Source organism: Nocardia sp. NPDC056064, from assembly GCF_042266925.1.
GTDB lineage: Bacteria > Actinomycetota > Actinomycetes > Mycobacteriales > Mycobacteriaceae > Nocardia.
This window is the reverse complement of sequence record NZ_JBHJWO010000001.1, coordinates 2,480,500-2,496,594: the sequence shown is the minus strand read 5'-3', so window position 1 is coordinate 2,496,594 and position 16,095 is coordinate 2,480,500. Positions and strand designations below refer to the sequence as shown.

The 16,095-nt window shown below is 69.6% G+C and carries 21 protein-coding genes; 9 read left to right on the top strand and 12 right to left on the bottom strand.

Annotated elements, in window-relative coordinates; genetic code table 11:
* Positions 1-126 precede the first annotated feature (126 nt).
* The gene (locus tag ACFC06_RS11405) at positions 127-438 is read right to left on the bottom strand and encodes a hypothetical protein (protein WP_375929659.1); all 312 of its coding nucleotides are present in this window, start codon (positions 436-438) and stop codon (positions 127-129) included.
* Between the two features lie 89 nt (positions 439-527).
* Entirely contained in the window at positions 528-1,019 is a 492-nt protein-coding gene (gene ybaK, locus ACFC06_RS11400) for a Cys-tRNA(Pro) deacylase (protein ID WP_375929658.1), read from the bottom strand.
* A 221-nt stretch (positions 1,020-1,240) separates the two neighbouring features.
* Between ybaK and ACFC06_RS11395 the strand changes: the two genes are divergently transcribed.
* On the top strand, positions 1,241-1,870 hold the full coding sequence (locus ACFC06_RS11395; RefSeq protein WP_375935395.1) for a sigma-70 family RNA polymerase sigma factor: 630 nt from the start codon (positions 1,241-1,243) through the stop codon (positions 1,868-1,870).
* A gap of 11 nt (positions 1,871-1,881) precedes the next feature.
* Positions 1,882-2,145 carry a mycothiol system anti-sigma-R factor gene (gene rsrA / locus ACFC06_RS11390; RefSeq protein ID WP_375935392.1) on the top strand — a complete coding sequence of 88 codons (264 nt, stop codon included), beginning with the start codon at positions 1,882-1,884 and terminating at the stop codon, positions 2,143-2,145.
* Between the two features lie 67 nt (positions 2,146-2,212).
* On the opposite strand, the gene ACFC06_RS11385 is transcribed toward rsrA, so the two are convergent.
* Positions 2,213-2,287, bottom strand: a complete 75-nt coding sequence (locus tag ACFC06_RS11385) for a 50S ribosomal protein bL37 (RefSeq protein WP_022597109.1) — start codon at positions 2,285-2,287, stop codon at positions 2,213-2,215.
* Between the two features lie 147 nt (positions 2,288-2,434).
* On the opposite strand from ACFC06_RS11385, the gene ACFC06_RS11380 reads away from it, so the two are divergent.
* Together ACFC06_RS11380 and ACFC06_RS11375 are read left to right on the top strand one after the other, a co-directional pair.
* Positions 2,435-2,650, top strand: coding sequence for a biotin/lipoyl-binding carrier protein (locus ACFC06_RS11380; RefSeq protein WP_278263399.1), 216 nt, complete (start codon positions 2,435-2,437; stop codon positions 2,648-2,650).
* A 30-nt stretch (positions 2,651-2,680) separates the two neighbouring features.
* A complete protein-coding gene (locus tag ACFC06_RS11375) occupies positions 2,681-4,195 on the top strand; it encodes a sensor histidine kinase (RefSeq protein ID WP_375929657.1) in 1,515 nt (504 codons plus the stop codon).
* Positions 4,196-4,299: 104 nt separating this feature from the next.
* Here ACFC06_RS11375 and ACFC06_RS11370 read toward each other — a convergent pair whose 3' ends face one another.
* Together ACFC06_RS11370 and ACFC06_RS11365 are read right to left on the bottom strand one after the other, a co-directional pair.
* Positions 4,300-4,554: a WhiB family transcriptional regulator gene (locus ACFC06_RS11370; protein ID WP_022567051.1), complete on the bottom strand. Its 255-nt coding sequence runs from the start codon at positions 4,552-4,554 to the stop codon at positions 4,300-4,302.
* Between the two features lie 238 nt (positions 4,555-4,792).
* On the bottom strand, positions 4,793-5,752 hold the full coding sequence (locus ACFC06_RS11365; RefSeq protein ID WP_375929656.1) for a diacylglycerol/lipid kinase family protein: 960 nt from the start codon (positions 5,750-5,752) through the stop codon (positions 4,793-4,795).
* Positions 5,753-5,894: 142 nt separating this feature from the next.
* Here ACFC06_RS11365 and ACFC06_RS11360 point away from each other — a divergent pair, with 142 nt between their 5' ends.
* Entirely contained in the window at positions 5,895-6,302 is a 408-nt protein-coding gene (locus ACFC06_RS11360; protein ID WP_375935389.1) for a hypothetical protein, read from the top strand.
* On the opposite strand, the gene ACFC06_RS11355 is transcribed toward ACFC06_RS11360, so the two are convergent.
* The 5 genes from ACFC06_RS11355 to ACFC06_RS11335 are packed head-to-tail and all read right to left on the bottom strand — an operon-like array spanning position 6,303 to position 11,106.
* The gene (locus ACFC06_RS11355; RefSeq protein ID WP_375929655.1) at positions 6,303-6,980 is read right to left on the bottom strand and encodes an endonuclease V; all 678 of its coding nucleotides are present in this window, start codon (positions 6,978-6,980) and stop codon (positions 6,303-6,305) included.
* Position 6,981: 1 nt separating this feature from the next.
* On the bottom strand, positions 6,982-7,461 hold the full coding sequence (locus ACFC06_RS11350; protein WP_375929654.1) for a GNAT family N-acetyltransferase: 480 nt from the start codon (positions 7,459-7,461) through the stop codon (positions 6,982-6,984).
* Positions 7,458-8,075, bottom strand: a complete 618-nt coding sequence (locus ACFC06_RS11345; protein WP_375929653.1) for an acid phosphatase — start codon at positions 8,073-8,075, stop codon at positions 7,458-7,460. The genes ACFC06_RS11350 and ACFC06_RS11345 overlap by 4 nt, the downstream gene beginning before the upstream one ends.
* A 28-nt stretch (positions 8,076-8,103) precedes the next feature.
* Complete coding sequence (locus ACFC06_RS11340; protein ID WP_375929652.1) at positions 8,104-9,339, bottom strand: PQQ-binding-like beta-propeller repeat protein; 1,236 nt, start codon at positions 9,337-9,339, stop codon at positions 8,104-8,106.
* Between the two features lie 27 nt (positions 9,340-9,366).
* Positions 9,367-11,106: a DEAD/DEAH box helicase gene (locus tag ACFC06_RS11335; RefSeq protein ID WP_375929651.1), complete on the bottom strand. Its 1,740-nt coding sequence runs from the start codon at positions 11,104-11,106 to the stop codon at positions 9,367-9,369.
* A 442-nt stretch (positions 11,107-11,548) separates the two neighbouring features.
* Between ACFC06_RS11335 and ACFC06_RS11330 the strand changes: the two genes are divergently transcribed.
* Positions 11,549-12,601, top strand: coding sequence for an alpha/beta fold hydrolase (locus ACFC06_RS11330; protein ID WP_375929650.1), 1,053 nt, complete (start codon positions 11,549-11,551; stop codon positions 12,599-12,601).
* 27 nt (positions 12,602-12,628) lie between these two features.
* On the top strand, positions 12,629-13,318 hold the full coding sequence (locus ACFC06_RS11325; RefSeq protein ID WP_375929649.1) for a ferritin-like fold-containing protein: 690 nt from the start codon (positions 12,629-12,631) through the stop codon (positions 13,316-13,318).
* Between the two features lie 24 nt (positions 13,319-13,342).
* Here ACFC06_RS11325 and ACFC06_RS11320 read toward each other — a convergent pair whose 3' ends face one another.
* Complete coding sequence (locus ACFC06_RS11320; protein ID WP_375929648.1) at positions 13,343-14,239, bottom strand: helix-turn-helix transcriptional regulator; 897 nt, start codon at positions 14,237-14,239, stop codon at positions 13,343-13,345.
* A gap of 100 nt (positions 14,240-14,339) precedes the next feature.
* On the opposite strand from ACFC06_RS11320, the gene ACFC06_RS11315 reads away from it, so the two are divergent.
* Both ACFC06_RS11315 and ACFC06_RS11310 read left to right on the top strand, forming a co-directional pair.
* Complete coding sequence (locus tag ACFC06_RS11315; protein WP_375929647.1) at positions 14,340-14,876, top strand: YceI family protein; 537 nt, start codon at positions 14,340-14,342, stop codon at positions 14,874-14,876.
* 99 nt (positions 14,877-14,975) lie between these two features.
* The gene (locus ACFC06_RS11310) at positions 14,976-15,203 is read left to right on the top strand and encodes a DUF3107 domain-containing protein (RefSeq protein ID WP_375929646.1); all 228 of its coding nucleotides are present in this window, start codon (positions 14,976-14,978) and stop codon (positions 15,201-15,203) included.
* Between the two features lie 59 nt (positions 15,204-15,262).
* On the opposite strand, the gene ACFC06_RS11305 is transcribed toward ACFC06_RS11310, so the two are convergent.
* Positions 15,263-15,928, bottom strand: coding sequence for a TetR/AcrR family transcriptional regulator (locus ACFC06_RS11305; protein WP_336080919.1), 666 nt, complete (start codon positions 15,926-15,928; stop codon positions 15,263-15,265).
* Positions 15,929-16,095: the final 167 nt, after the last annotated feature.

Genomic DNA, 16,095 nt, shown 5'->3' with positions numbered 1-16,095 from the left:
TTGGTTAGGCTAATCTAACCGGCTGACCGTGGGATGTCAGCATCTCGTTCGCGCGGAGGAAGACAGCGGTGGCCGCACCGCCGGACCGGCCGGAAGTGCCCGGTCCGGCCGACGGCGAGACCCGGATCAGAGCGTGCAGGGCACCGAATCGGTGGCGATATTGAGGCCGCACTTGATGATGCCGGTGGCCAGGTCGATGAGTTCGGTGGCGACTCCACCGCCGAGCTTCTCGGCCTTGTCGGCCTCCTCGCTCTGCTCCGGGCTCGCCTGCGGCGAATTCTTCGGGGTGCCTTGGCCGTTGAGCGGGTAGTCGCCCGGCTCGGTGGGCGCGGACGGGGCCACCGGTGGGATGGCGGTGGCGGGCGCCGCGAAAGCGACGGCGCCGAAGGTGAGGACAAGAGCACCGGACAGGGTGGCGATCGTCGAACGAGTGGACATTTCTCGCATCACATCCTCGGGTCGAATCGGTCGTACCGGGCAGGGAATGCGTCCCGAGAAGATTCGGAACCGAACCCCCGCGCGGATGGCTAGCCGACGATCGCGGCGGTGACCGCGTCGCTCGCGCGCACCAGATCGGCCGGGGCGAGCTCGATCTCGAGACCGCGCCTGCCCGCGCTGCACAGCACCCGCTCCCAGCCCAGCGCCGACTCGTCGAGCACCGTCGCCAGCTTCTTGCGCTGGCCCAGCGGTGAGACCCCGCCCAGCACATAGCCGGTGGTGCGCTCGGCCTTCGTCTTGTCGGCCAACGCGGCCTTCGGCGCGCCCAGTGCCGCGGCGGCCGCCTTGAGCGAGAGCTTGGCGGGCACCGGCAGCACCGCGACCGCCAGCACGCCGGTCGACAACTCGATCACCAGCGTCTTGAGGATCTGCTCCGGTCGCACACCCAGCTCGGCGCCGAGCGCGTCCACCGCCTCCTCCCCGTAGGACGACACCCGCGGGTCGTGCGCGTAGGCGTGCACCCGGTGGACGATGCCCGCCGCCGTGAGTGCCTTGATCGCGGGAGTGGAACCGGCTGCCATGACCGTCACCCTAGTGGCGCACGCAACCGGAAATCGCTACCGAACGGGAACACCCGCGCGGGACCGTCGGTTGCACTGTGGTGACGAGCCCACCCGCCGAGCGATGCGAAGGAGAGATAGTGACAGTGCTGCTCGAGGAGCGCCCCATCGCCGCGCGGGGTGCGCGATTGCCGTTCGATTCCGCCGAGCCGGTAGATTCGGCTACTACGGCGATCGAAGGGATTGGTGTGACGAGCGACGACGACGTGGAGTCCGGCGCAGAAGTCGACGAAGCCGAGCTGGCGGCGCGGTTCGAGCGCGACGCGCTCCCGATGCTGGACCAGCTCTACGGCGCCGCCCTGCGGATGACCAGGAACCCGGCCGACGCCGAGGACCTGGTGCAGGAGACGTACGTCAAGGCCTTCCAGGGGTTCAAGTCCTTCAAGGAGGGCACCAACCTGCGGGCCTGGCTGTACCGGATCCTCACCAACACCTACATCAACTCCTACCGCAAGAAGCAGCGTCAGCCCGCGCAGTACCCGACCGACGAGATCACCGACTGGCAGCTCGCGGCCACCGCCGAACACTCCTCGACGGGCCTGCGCTCGGCCGAGGTGGAGGCGCTCGACGCCCTGCCCGACGACGAGATCAAGGCCGCGCTGCAACAGCTGCCGGAGGAGTTCCGGATGGCGGTGTACTACGCCGATGTCGAAGGCTTCCCGTATAAGGAAATCGCCGACATCATGGGCACCCCGATCGGTACCGTGATGTCCCGGCTGCATCGCGGCCGCAAGCAACTCAAGGGTTTGCTCGCCGACGTGGCGCGCGAGCGTGGATTCGACCGTGGGGAACGCCAGGAGGTTACGAAGTGAGCGACCCCGATATGGAGATGGACTGCACCGCCGTACTCGCGGACGTGTGGCTCATGCTCGACGGCGAATGCGATCAGGCCACCCGCGAGCGCCTGCAGCAGCACATGGACCACTGCAGTCCGTGCATCGAGGCCTACGGCATCGAGGAGAAGCTCAAGGGCCTGCTCAGCCGCAAATGCGGTGGTGAGCACGCTCCCGAGGGGCTGCGCGACCGGCTCAAGCTGGAGATCCACCGGTCGATCACCGTCACCAGGATCGAGACCACCGAGGGCTGAGACCCACGGCACAGACACGGAAAAGGGGCACCCGCCGGGTGCCCCTTTTCCGTTATCCGAACCAAGCTCAGGCGTTGGGCCGCTTGCCGTGGTTGGCTGCGTTGCCCTTGCGGCTGCGCTTCTTACGTCCACGCTTACCCATCGGTAGCTCCCTTCTGTGGGTCCTCCCCGCCGGAGCGCGGAGCACAATCTGATCGACAGCCATTGTTTCATGTGTGATTGGCTGTAGCTTCGGCGGATACGGCCACCGCCCGCACGCGGTGGCCGAACGACTAACGAACGGGGTGTCATGCCTGAAGAAGTGCGCGCGGAGATGGTCTCGACCGTGCTCGCTGTCGAGGTGGCGGTGGGTGAGCATGTCCAGGTCGACCAGACCCTGGTGCTGCTCGAGTCGATGAAGATGGAGATCCCGGTGCTCACCGAGATCGAGGGCGACATCACCTCGGTCGACGTCGCCCCGGGCCAGGTGCTACAGGCGGGCGACCTGATCGCCACGATCGCCTAGCACCGGGAAGGGAACAAGCGGTAGATCCCCGTGGCAACACTGAGCGAGCTCCTGGCCGAACACACCGACCTTCCCGGCATCGCCGTGGACCATCTGCAACGGGTGGTGGGCGATTGGCAGTTGCTCGCCGACCTCTCGTTCTCGGATCTGCTGCTCTGGGTGGGCGCGGGCCCGGTCGCCGAGGGCGCCGACGTCGTGTGTGTCGCCCAGATCCGTCCGACGACGGCGCCCACCGTCCATCTCGACGACAAGGTGGGCACCACCGCCTCCCGCACCGACTTCCCGCAGGTGTTCGACGCGCTGCTCGCCGGTGAGCCGGTGCGTACCGACACCGAGGTCGAGGTGAGCGGGGTCTACCACCCCAGCCCGCTGCACGCGGTGCGCGAGGCCATTCCGGTGCGCTGCGGCGAGGACGTGATCGCGGTGCTCAGCCGCGACTCGGACCTGCAGCGCTCCCGGGTGCGCTCCACCCTGGAGACCGCCTACGTCTCCTGCGCCGACGACCTGTGCCGGATGATCGCCGACGGCTCCTTCCCCACGCCGGAGGACCGCGCGGCCACGCATTCCAGCCCGCGCGCCGGCGACGGCTTCATCCGCCTCGACACCGACGGCATCGTGGTCTACGCCAGCCCCAACGCGCTGTCGGCCTATCACCGGATGGGCATGCAGGCCGACCTGGTGGGCCAGGATCTGGCCGTCACCACCCGCTCGCTGATCACCGACCCGTTCGACGCGCAGGAAGTGGTGGCCGACATCCAGGCCGCGCTGGCCGGGCGCACCGGCAGGCGGATGGAGGTCGAGGCCCGCGGCGCGACGGTGCTGTTGCGCACGCTGGTGATGCGGCCCGGTGGCGAGCTGGCCGGGCCCGCGGTGCTGGTGCGTGACGTCACCGAGGTGAAGCGGCGCGACCGCGCGCTGCTCAGCAAGGACGCCACCATCCGCGAGATCCACCACCGGGTGAAGAACAATCTGCAGACCGTCGCGGCGCTGCTGCGCCTGCAGGCGCGCCGCACCGAGAACCCGGAAGCCCAAGTGGCGCTGACGGAATCGGTGCGCCGGGTCACCTCCATCGCCTCGGTGCACGAGATGCTGTCGATGTCGGTGGACGAAGAGGTCGATCTCGACGAGGTGGTCGACCGGCTGCTGCCGATCATGGCCGACGTGGCCACCGTGCACACCGCGCGGATCAAGGTGCGCCGCGCGGGCTCGCTCGGGGTGTTCTCGGCCGAACGGGCCACGCCGCTGGTGATGGTGCTGACCGAGCTGGTGCAGAACGCCATCGAGCACGCCTTCGACGCGGGCCAGAACGGCACCGTGACGATTCGTTCGGAACGCTCCGCGCGCTGGCTCGACGTGATCATCAGCGACGACGGTCGCGGCCTGCCCGCGGGATTCAGCCTGGAGAGTTCCGACCGGCTCGGCTTGCAGATCGTGCGCACGCTGGTGACCTCGGAACTGGGCGGCTCGATCGGGCTGCATCCCGGTGCCGAGGTGGGGACCGACGCGGTGCTGCGGGTTCCGCTGGGACGTCGGTCCGGGCGCTGAGAACCGCTGCGGGGCAACAATAAACCCGGCACCGTAAGGTGCCGGGTTCTCTACATGCGTTACCGGGCCGGGGCTGGATGGCCCGGCAACGCCTCCTGCGTCGACTAGACGGAGGTACGCGTACGGGTGCGCGCGTTGCGCCGCTTGAGCGCGCGACGCTCGTCTTCGCTCATTCCACCCCACACGCCGGCATCCTGCCCGGACTTCAGGGCCCACGACAGGCAGTCGGCGGTGACGGGGCAGCGGGCGCAGACCAGCTTGGCATCGGCAATCTGCGCGAGCGCAGGACCACTGTTACCCACCGGGAAGAACAGCTCGGGGTCCTCATCGCGACAGATGGCCTTGTGGCGCCAGTCCATTCCTCTGCTCCTTTGCGCGGGCACCCCAAAAGGGCACCTCTGGTTAGTGGATCGTTCACTTGTGCGACTCGAATGTTTCCGCACGGTTGCTTGTGAATGCTTTCACGAACACCGTAGATGTCAATAGGTGTCCGGCGCACCGTGGGGGAGATCACGCTCTAGAGGACCCGCGAGGGGAACCTGCCCGGTCCTTTGTACTCGCGTCCGCTGGTTTTCGCAGCGCAACCGGGAGATTTTTCTACGCCTCCGGAGCGGGAGCGGGCTTGGGAGCGACCACATCCAGTACCCCGGGCACCGATGTGAAATGCACCATCTTGCGTTTTCCGATGTAGTCGCCATCGATTTGCAGGCCGATCTCGGAACCGGTGTCGATACGCACCGACGGCGCGTCGTCGACCCGAAAGAGCGCGGGGGACTGCGGGTTTCCGTTCTCGGCCAGCAACTGCCGGGCAAGCAGCAGGGTGCGGGGCACACTCATCGACCGCACCGCGAACACACCGAGTCCGGATTCGAAGGTCGTTGTGGGATTGGTACGGACCGGACGGTCCTCCAGATAGGTCCACGGGCTCGAATTCGTGACGAAGGCGTAATACACCTGCTCGACCGGATCATGGCCGGGAACCTCGACCACGACATCCGGTTCGCGGCGCCGGGCGCGGAAGAACTGGCGCACCGTGGTCCGCAGATAGCGCGCGGGCGTGGCCTTGCGGCCCTTGGCGCGCGCGGCGTCGATCGCCTCGCAGACATCGGCGTCCAGGCCGACGCCCGCGCTGAAGGTGAACCAGCGGTCGTCGGCCAGGCCGAGCCCGATGCTGCGGTCGCCGTCGCGGCCGAGCAGATCGATGAGCTGGTTGGTCGCGGTCACCGGATCGGGGGAGATGCCCAGCGCGCGGGCGAACACATTGGCCGAACCGCCCGGGATGATGCCGAGGCGCGGCCGCCACACCTGATCGTCGGCGACCTCGGGCAGCGGCAGGAAACCGTTGATGGTCTCGTTGACCGTCCCATCGCCCCCGTGCACGACGATCAGGTCCATTTCCTGGGTGGATGCCCACTGGGCCAGTTCCGCCGCGTGGCCGCGATGCTGGGTGTGCGCAACCGTCAGCTGCGTTCGGCTCTCCAGCGCGTGCGCGAGCAGATCGCGCGTGGCGGGAGTGGTCGAAGTGGCATTCGGATTGACGATCAGCAGCGTCCGCACTGTGTTGATTTTGCCGCGCGTCCGTCCCTCCCTAGGGGTCGGGGGTGCGGGGTGGCGTTCGTCGTAGGCTGGGCTGGTGGAACAGCCGGATTTGACCAAGGGTGATGAGCAGCGGGACGACCGCCGGGTGGTGGCGGGCGGGATTCCGTCCACCGTGCGGGTGGCCGGTGTGCTGGTCACGCTGGAGGGGCTGATCGGGGTCGGGACGGCGATCGTGCTGATCGTTCGGGCCGCGACCGGGCACGATCAGTCGGTCGCCAGTGGTATCGGGACCGCGATCTGGTTCGGGGTGCTGTTCGGCGGGGTACTGGCCGCGGGGATCGGGTTGCTGCGTGGCAAGCGCTGGGGGCGGGCCATCGCGGTCATCGCGCAGGTGCTGATGCTGCCGGTCGCGTGGTCGTTGCTGACCGACTCACATCAGCCGCTGTGGGGGACCCTGCTGGCGGTGGTGGTGCTCGGCGCCCTCGGTGCCCTCTTCGCCCCCGCCACCAGCCGCTTCATGGCTTTGGACTACGGCGAGCTCCCCGAAGAAGACCCCCACCGCAACTGATCACGCCGTGGCCGCGCGCAGCGCCTGACGGCACAGGTGGTCGGCGCGGCGGGTGGTCTCCGGCTGCCGGTAGCCCTGGGTCAGCGCCAGGACCTGCGCGCACGCGGTGTCGAGGTCGATGAGATGACCGACCGAGACGAACAGCGGCTTCACCCCGTCCCTGGTGCGCACCGCGCGCCCGACCACCTCCCCGTCGAGGAACACCTCGGCGGTGTCGCCCCGGCGCGGGCCGGGTTCGGTGTACTCACCCCACACCGACTTGGCCACGCCGATGGTCGGAATGCCGGTCAGCAACCCGACGTGACAGGCCGATCCGAAGCGGCGCGGATGCGCGATGCCCTGGGCGTCGCAGACGAGTAGATCAGGGATAGCGGTGAGCATTTCCAGGGCGGCCACGGTGGCCGGGAGTTCCCGGAAGGCGAGCAGTCCCGGCACATAGGGAAAGTCCGAAATTCCGTGCGCGACGGCCGATTCGACTGTTTCCATCGTGACCATATCGACAATGACGGCAGCGGTCGCGACCGTGCCGTCTTCGTGATATGCCGAATCAATTCCGGCGGCGGTCCGGAATTGCGGCGGCGCCGGATTGTGCGCGCGCACCAGCGGGCGCAGCGCGTTCTGCAGGGCGACGGCCTCCTGCGCGGTGCGCGGCCATTCGCCCGGTGACTCGATGCGCATCTCAGTCGGCCGTCGCCGCCAGCGCCGCCAGTTCGGGTCCGGCCAGGCGGTACCCGATCCACTCGTCCTGCGCGGCGGCGCCGAGGGCTTCGTAGAAGGCGATGGACGGGGTGTTCCAGGTGAGCACCGACCAGGAGACCCTGCTGTAGTTCCGGCGCACGGCTTCGGCGGCCAGCGCCGCCACCAGCGCGCGGCCGAGTCCGCTGCCGCGCAGCCGCGGCCGCACGTACAGGTCCTCCAGGTAGATGCCGTGCACGCCGTCCCAGGTCGAATAGTTCAGGAACCAGATCGCGCAGCCCACCACCGCGCCCTCGTGCTCGGCGACATGGGCGAACAGCGCGGGCGCCGGGCCGAACAGCGCGGTGTGCAGCTGATCGGTGGTGAGCGTGCACTGTTCGGGCGCCTTCTCGTAGGCGGCCAGTTCGTGCACCAGCTCGACCATCGCCGTGACGTCGGCCGGGGTGGCGCGGCGCACGCTCATCGGCCGGCCTCCTCGAGCGGTTCGGTGCGGGCGGTCAGATTGTGGCCCCAGATGCTGCGCGCGTCGTGGTCGAAACCGAGCACGCTCAGCGCGCCGGTGGACAACGCGAAGCGGCGGCCCTCGGTCACCGCGAACTCGGCCCAGCGCGCGATCAGCACCCGCGAGAAGTGCCCGTGCCCGACGAACACCACATCGCGCTCGGCCAGGATCGGCTCGGCCTTCGCCAGCGCCCGGTCGGCCCGCGCGCCCACCTGTTCGGCGTTCTCGCCGCCGGGGACCGGATGGGTCCACACCGTCCAGCCGGGGACGGTCTCGCGGATCTGCGCGGTGGTGATGCCCTCGTAGTCGCCGTAGTCCCACTCGACCAGATCGTCGTCGACGTGGACGGGCGACAGCCCTGCCAGTTCGGCGGTCCGGCGGGCGCGCAGCCGGGGGCTGGTGAACACCAGCGGATCACGCAGCTCCAGCGATTTCAGCACCGGCGCGGCCGCGCGGGCCTGGGCCTCGCCCTCGGGAGTCAGCGGCAGATCGGTGTGGCTGGTGTGGCGGCGCTGACGCGACCAGGTGGTTTCGCCGTGGCGCAGCAGGACCAGTCGGGCCTCGGGTACGGACATGGGTCCATCATGGCAGGCCGCCGATGGCTCAGCCGAGCGCGTAGAGCACCCCGCCCCGGCGCTCGAAGACCGTCGGGCCCAGCACCGCCGTGGAAATGGCGCCACCGGTGTAGTCGCCGCGCTGGACCGGGAGCCGCTCCACGGTCGCCCCGGAGCCCACGTCCACGGCCAGCACGGCGTCGGCGACCGGAACGAGCAGCCTGCCCGCCATCAGCGCGGGTGTGCCGAGGGCGTCGGGAACCGTCCACACCGGCTGCAAGGTGCTGGTGTTCAACGCCATCAGGCTGTCGCCGGTGAAGACGTAGACGGCCGAACCGATCCTGGTCAGCGTCGCCTGATCGGTCCACGGCGCGGCCAGCGGATAGGTCGCGAGCTCGTTGCCGTTGCCGTCGTGCACCACCAGCCGGGCGGGCAGGCCGAGACCGGTGGCGGTGGGTTCGGTGGGCGGGTAGTAGACGGCGACCTTGTTGTCCGACACCGCGATCACCCGCACCTCGGGGGCGTCGGCGCCGGGCGCGGTGAGCACGTGCGAGCCGTACTCCTCGGGATCGGTGGCCTCCTTCGGCGCCGGATTGAGCACGGTCAGGCGCTCGGTGGCGTCACCGGGGCAGCGTTCGAGCACCGCCAGCCGTGAGGAACTCGACGCCGCCGAATGCAGGGTGCAGCCCGAACGGGGCTGGGTGTTGGGGTTCACCGGGGCGTCGACATAGCCGTATTCGAGGGTGCGTACCAGATCCGACCGCCACATCTCCAGCCGCTCGGAGCCCAGCGCGAGCAGATAGGTGCCGTCCCCGGTGACGCGGATGTCGTCGTCCATGTAGCTGCTGCGTGCCACCCGGCGCTGCCCGGTATCGGCCTCGAGCATCACGCTCTGACTGCATCCGCGCTGGTCACGATAGGTGGCGATGACGGCACCGTACTGCGACTGCACCGCGCACAGCGGCATGTCGCGGCGATACCACCACAGCTGTTCGCCGGTGCGCGGATCACGCCCGCTCACGGTCCCGTCGTCCCCGGTGACGGCCACGTTCCCGGAGACCAGCGCGCGGCTGCTGGAGGAATCGGCCGCGTGCCAGAGTTCGCGCAGCCCGGTGGGCAGGGTGGTCGCGGCGGTGACCGACGGCGCGGCGGCCGTGGCGACCACGGAATCGGTCCCGGTGGCATCGGCCCGGGCCCAGACCACGATCGCCGCCACCACGACGGTGACGGCGATCGCTACTGCGGCAAAGATATCGGCGCGCGTCCGCCGCTCTGGTGCGAGCACGCAAGCGACACTAGCCGATGGACGCGACTAGACGGAGGCCGCCGTCGCGGGCTCGGCGGCCGGGCTGGAGCTGCCCTCGGCCTCACCAGCGGGCTTGCGGCGCCGCCTGCGGCGGGCGGGCTTGGCCTCGGGGGCTTCGCCGTCGGCCGGGGTCGACTCGGCGACTGCCGATACGGTCTCCGCCGGTTCGGTGGTGGCCGGATCGCCGGTGGCCGCCTCGCCGGACTGGTCGGCCGGCTTGCGGCGGCGACGGCGCCTGCGGGCGGGCTTGTCGCCCTCGGTGGTGTCCTCGGCCGGGGTCTCGGCGGTGGCCTCGGTGGCTTCGGTCGAGGTGGCCTCGGTCGACGGGGTGTCGGCCTTGCCGCCGCGGGTGCGGCGGCGGTTGCGGGTCGACTTGGGGCGCTCGGCGCGCTCCTCGACGACATCGCCCTCTTCGCGCACCGGCTTGGGCTTGCGGATCACGCCGGTGACGCCCTCGGGGATGCCGAGGTCGGCGTACAGGTGCGGCGAGCGCGAGTAGGTCTCGGCGGGCTCGGGGATGCCCAAGCCCAGCGCCTTGTCGATGGAGGCCCAGCGGTGCAGCTCGTCCCAGTCGATCAGGGTGATCGCGACACCGGTGCGCCCGGCGCGGCCCGTGCGGCCGATCCGGTGCACGTAGGTCTTCTCGTCCTCGGGGCACTGGTAGTTGATGACGTGGGTGACGTCGTCGATGTCGATACCGCGCGCGGCCACATCGGTGGCCACCAGCACGTCGATGCTGCCCTTGCGGAACTTGGTCAGCGCCTTCTCACGGGCGATCTGGCCCAGGTCGCCGTGCACCGCGCCGACCGCGAAACCGCGCTCGGCCAGGTCGTCGGCCACCTTCTGCGCGGTGCGCTTGGTGCGGGTGAAGATCATCGTGGCGCCGCGGCTCTCGGCCTGCAGCACGCGCGCGACCAGCTCGCTCTTGTCCAGCGCGTGCGCGCGGTAGACGAACTGCGCGGTGCGGTCGTGCACCGCGGAATCGTTGGCCAGCTCGGCGCGGATGTGCGTCGGCCGGGTCAGGAACGTGCGGGCCAGGGTGATGATCGGGCCGGGCATGGTGGCCGAGAACAGCATCGTCTGACGCTTGTCGGGGACCATCGACAGGATGCGTTCGATATCGGGCAGGAAGCCGAGGTCGAGCATCTCGTCGGCCTCGTCCAGGACGAGCACGCCGATCTTGCCGAGGATCAGGTGGTTCTGGTTGGCCAGGTCGAGCAGGCGGCCGGGGGTGCCGACGACCACGTCGACGCCCTCGCGCAGCGCGGCGATCTGGGTGTCGTAGGGGCGGCCACCGTAGATGGCGGCGACCTTCAGCGGACCCTGGTGGTTGGTCAGGTACTTGCTCGCGTTCTCCAGGTCCTTGGTGACCTGGATGCACAGCTCACGCGTCGGCACGATGACCAGCGCGCGGGGGGTGCCGTCGAGCGGGGTGGTTCCGGTGTCGGCGGTGGCGATGCGGTGCAGCAGCGGCACACCGAAACCGAAGGTCTTGCCCATTCCGGTACGGGCCTGACCGATGAGGTCTTCGCCGGCCAGCGCCAGCGGCAGGGTGAGTTCCTGAATCGCGAAGGTGCGTTCGATTCCGATCTCGCCGAGCGCGCGCACGATTTCTTCGCGGACGCCCAATTCGGCGAAACTCGGGGGTACGTGGGTGTTGTCCAGTTCGGCCGTCAGGAGGGTGTCGGTGAGACCGGGTTCCTGTTCGACAGTGATCTTGCTCAGGGTTCGTGCCTTCCTCGTCATCGCATCTCGCACGCACGAGGTGGGGCGGGCCGGTCGGCCCGCGACGACCACATATCCGCCTGTGATACTCGCCGGGCCGGCGCCGGACAACCGGGGAAACGGTGTCATCGGCGCGGCACGCCGGCGATGCGGATTCGGTGCGCGCACATTTTCGGTGGACATCGCCGCTGCCCACCGCGCGGTGGCCGGTGGCGCGCCGCGCCCGTTGGAGTGCGCCGGGGCGGCGAATTTAGCGTTGTCCACGGAGATTGTAGCGTGATAATGTGCGCAATCCGAATTTCGACGTGGCTGAATGCCGCGCGAAAACGCCGTGAGCGCAGGTGGAACCGGGTAGCGATGGTGTGTCACAGCGCAATTCACCGGGCCCGGATTTCGCGCGTGTCCGCGCCTGTAATGGAGCTCACTTGGTACCGCCGGTACCGGGTGTGAGACATTTCTAGCTGTGAGTATCACCGACACCGTCACCACGGCCGCCCGCAACGCGTGGGCGCTGAGCTTCGGCTCCGGCATCGAGCCCGTCGACCCGGCGCCCTCGACCGTGCTGTGGGACGAGCCGCATCGCCTGCTGCGTCGTTACGACACCGAATTCCAGTCCGCCGCAAGCGATTCCGCTGTTCTGCTGGTACCTCCGCTGGCCGCCCCGGCTACCTGTTTCGATCTGCGCCGCGACCAGAGCCTGGCCCGCTACCTGGTGGAGACCGGGCGCGCGCCGTACCTGGTCGACTACGGCGACATCAGCTTCGCCGACCGCCGCATGGGCTTCGAGGACTGGATTCTCGACATCCTGCCCGAGGCGATCCTGCGCACCAGCGCCGATCGCGGCGGCGCGCCCGTGGACCTGATCGGCTGGTCGGTGGGCGGCATGTTCTCGCTGCTCACCGCCGCCGCGAACACCGCGCTGCCGATCCGCTCGATCACCGCCGTCGGCGCCCCGCTGGACTACGACAAGATGCTGGGCATCCCGCAGCTGCGCGCGGTCGCGAACCTGACCGGCGGCAAGGCCACCACCGCCTTCGTGCGGGCCGCGGGCGGCATCCCGGCCCCGCTCACCCGGATCGGCTACCGGCTGGCCGCCTTCGAACGCGAGTTGCAGCGGCCGATGTTCATCGCGAACAACATCACCAGGACCGAGACGCTGGCCAAGATGGAATCCATCGACCGGTTCCAGTCGTCGATGCCCGGCTACCCCGGCCGCTTCTACAACCAGCTGTGGGGCCGGATGATGCTGGCCAACGACATCGGCAACGGCAAGCTCGAGCTGCGCGACCGCACCGTGGAGCTGTCGCAGGTGCGCGTGCCGGTGCTGCTGATCGGCGGCACCGCCGACGTGATCACCCCCAAGGCCGCCGTGGAGGCCGGGCTGCGCACGCTCAGCGGCTCGCCGTCGGTGACCTACGAGGTCTGCCCCGGCAGCCACCTGGGCATCCTCACCGGTCCCGACGCGCGCGAGACCACCTGGGCGCACCTGGACAAGTTCCTGGCCGAACGCGAGTGAGCCCCGATCGGGACTAAGGTGAAGCGCATGGGAGCCCAGACCTCTGCCGCGCCGGATGTTGCCTCGACCGAACCGCTCGCCGCGGACCACCAGGGGGTGACCGAGCTGTTCGCGGTCCTCGCCTACGGTGAGATCTCCGCGTTCTACCGCCTCGCCGAGGAGGCCAAGCTCGCACCGAGCCTGCGTGGCCGGGTGGCCGTGGCCAAGATGGCCGCCGCCGAGCTCGCGCACTTCGAGACGCTCGAGGCCGCGCTGAGCGACCGCGGTGCCGATCCGGAGGCCGCGATGCGCCAGTACGAGGGCGCGCTGGACTCCTACCACGCCTCCACCGACCCCTCGACCTGGCTCGAGTCGATGGTGAAGTTCTACGTCGGCGACGGTCTGGCCGCCGATTTCTACACCGAGATCGCCGGCGCGCTGCCCGCCGAGGTCGCCGAGGTGGTCCGCGACGTGCTGGCCGAGACCGGGCATTCCCAGTTCGTCGTCGACGAGGTGCGCAGCGCCGTGGCCGCCAGCCGCTCCGAGCGCGACCGCCTGACCCTGTGGGGTCGCAGGCTGCTCGGCGAGGCGATCACCCAGGCGCAGTACGTGATGGCCCAGCGCGACGAGCTCGCCGAACTGGTGCTGGCCGCCACCGGCGACCTCAACGGCATCGCCACGCTGTTCGACCGCATGCAGGAGCGGCACGCCGCCCGGATGGCAGAACTCGGACTGTAGCTCTCGCGCCTCGTGCCCGGCGAGTTACCCATGTTCGCGCGAGATCACGCGATCGTTGTCAGCCGAGCGGGTGGGGACTAGGCGGAGGTCGGGGGTGCGGGCCGCGGCGGTGCGCGGCAGCCAGATCACCACTTCCTGATCGCGCTCGGCGGCCAGGGTCTGCACGGTGAAGGTGAGCGCGCCCAGGGTGGGATGTTCGAAGCCGAGCAGGCTCGGAGTGTCCTCGGCCAGCCGGTGCGGTTGCCAGCGGCGGGCGAATTCCGGTTCGGCGCACAGGGTTTCGATGACCGCCGCGACGCGTTCGTCCTCGGGGCGGCGCAGCCGGGTGTGCGCGAGCTGGTCGGCCTGCAGGTCGGCGAACTGGGCCCAGTCGGTGACGGCGGTGCGTGCCAGCGGATGCCGGAAGGTCCACAGCGCCAGATTGACCTCCTCGGGGCCGTCGAGCAGGCCCAGCGGGGCCGCCAGCTCGGCCCACGCGCTGTTCCAGGCGAGCACGGCCGCACGCGGGCCCAGGACGAACGCCGGTGCGGGGGCGAGCGCGTCGACGACGGCGCGCAGCGCGGCGGGCACCTGATCCAGGCTCGGATCGAACGCGGTACTCGGGCAGCGCGACTCGCTGCCGGTGGTCAGTGCCAGCCAGCTGAAGCGGGCGCGTTCGGTCTCGTTGAAGCGCAGCGCGGTGGCCAGCGCGTCGACCACGGCCATCGACGGATTCGTGTCGCGGCCCTGTTCGAGCCGGGCCAGGTAATCGGCGCTGACCCCGGCGAGCACGGCGACTTCCTCGCGGCGCAGGCCCGGGGTGCGGCGGCGCCCGCCCGCGGGCAGGCCGACGTCCTCGGGACGCAGTTCGCCGCGCCGGGCCACCAGCAACTCGGCGAAGGCCGGACGGCCCTGCTGCTCGGTCATGTCTGTGCCTGCCATGTCTCGATGGTCCCCGCCGCGGGGACGCCTAGCCACGCCCTGTCGGGTCCAGGATAACGGCGGTCTGGTTAGCGGACCGTGGTCCGTTCAGGCTGGGTGCATGACTTCCTCGACACAGACCCAGCAGCTCAAGGCCGGTTCCTGGGCGCTGGACGCCCACCACTCCTCGGTCGCCTTCACCATCCGGCACCTCGGTATCGCCAAGGTCCGCGGCGGCTTCACCCGCTTCGCCACCGAGTTCGTCGTCGACGAGACCGGCACGGCGAGCCTGTCGGCCACCATCGAGCTGGACTCCTTCGACACCGGCAACCCCGACCGTGACGCCCACGTGCGCAATGCCGACTTCCTCGACGTCGCCAACCGGCCCACCCTGAGCTTCCGCTCCACCCAGCCGGTGACCATCGGGGAGACCTTCACCGTCGTCGGCGAGGCCACCCTCGGCACCGTCACCCGACCGCTCACCTTCGACGTCGAGTGGGGCGGCATCGCCGACTTCCCCGACGGCACCCGGCACGCGGGCTTCTCGGCCACCGGCACCATCAAGCGCACCGAGTTCGGAGTGGGCGGGCCGATGCCGGGCATGCTCGCCGACAAGGTGGCCATCGAGCTGGAGATCGAACTGGTCGAACCCGCCTGAGCCGTTCGCTCACAGCGCAGATAGGCGTGTCACCGGCCCGGCGTCCCTGCATTAGCCTGGAACCCGACAACACAGGACTCTTACGTTCGGAGGTTGGCCGTGGAGGTCAAGATCGGTATTTCGGATAGCCCGCGCGAGCTCGTCATCAACAGCGCGCAGAGCCCTGAAGAGATCGAGGCGCTGGTGTCCGAGGCGCTGGGCGGCGGGAGCGGCGTCGTCTCGCTCACCGACGAGAAGGGCCGCAAGTTCCTGATCCAGTCCGCGAAGGTCGCCTACGTGGAGATCGGCTCGCCCGCCGCCCCCCGCGTCGGCTTCGCCACGGTCTAGCCGTTCCACCGAAAAGCCCCGCACCGGAAACGGTGCGGGGCTTTTCGCGTGTTCGCGGGTTACTGGCCGATCGGATGCAGCGGGACGTGCTTGAGGCCGCCCCAGGCCAGTGCGACGGTGGTGTCGACGGCCTCGTCCTTGGGGATCGGGCGGTCGGCCTCGAGCCAGTAGCGGGCGGTGAACTGGCTGGCGCCCACCAGGCCGACGGCCAGGATGCGGGCGCGGTACGGGTCCAGGCCGGAGTCGTGGGCGACCAGGTCGAAGACCGCGTCCACGCACGCCTCGGTGGCCTGCTCGACGCGGCGCTGCACCTGCGGCTCGGAGGTGAGGTCGGACTCGAAGACCAGGCGGAAACCCTGCATCTCGTTGTCCACGAAGTCGAAGTACGCGGCGACCGCGGCCCGCACGCGCTGCTTGTTGTCGGTGGTGGAGCGCAGCGCCTGACGCACGCTCGACACCAGGATGTCGACATAGTTCTGCAGTACCGCCAGATACAGCTCCAGCTTGCTGGCGAAGTGCTGGTAGAGCACCGGCTTGCTGACGCCGGCCACCTGGGAGATCTCGTCCATGCCCGCGGCGTGGTAGCCCCGCTGCACGAAGACCTCGCTGGCCGCCAGCAGCAGCTGCTGACGCCGTTCGTCCCTGGGCATACGGGTGCCGCGCTTGGACGGGACCGTCTCCGGCACCGATCGGCGCGAGGTCATGCGGTCCACGAGGTCAGTCATCTCGGCTCTCTTTGTCGTTGCCCCCGGGCCGAGGGTGTGCGGTCCAGGTTTCCCACGAACGATACTCGCCCGGTGTTCCCACGGAGTTTCGCCCTGGAAATGTAGTACCAGGCCACGCGGTTCGCCGGGCCGTAACCGCGCGATCCGGTCCGGCCGCCCGACGGGCC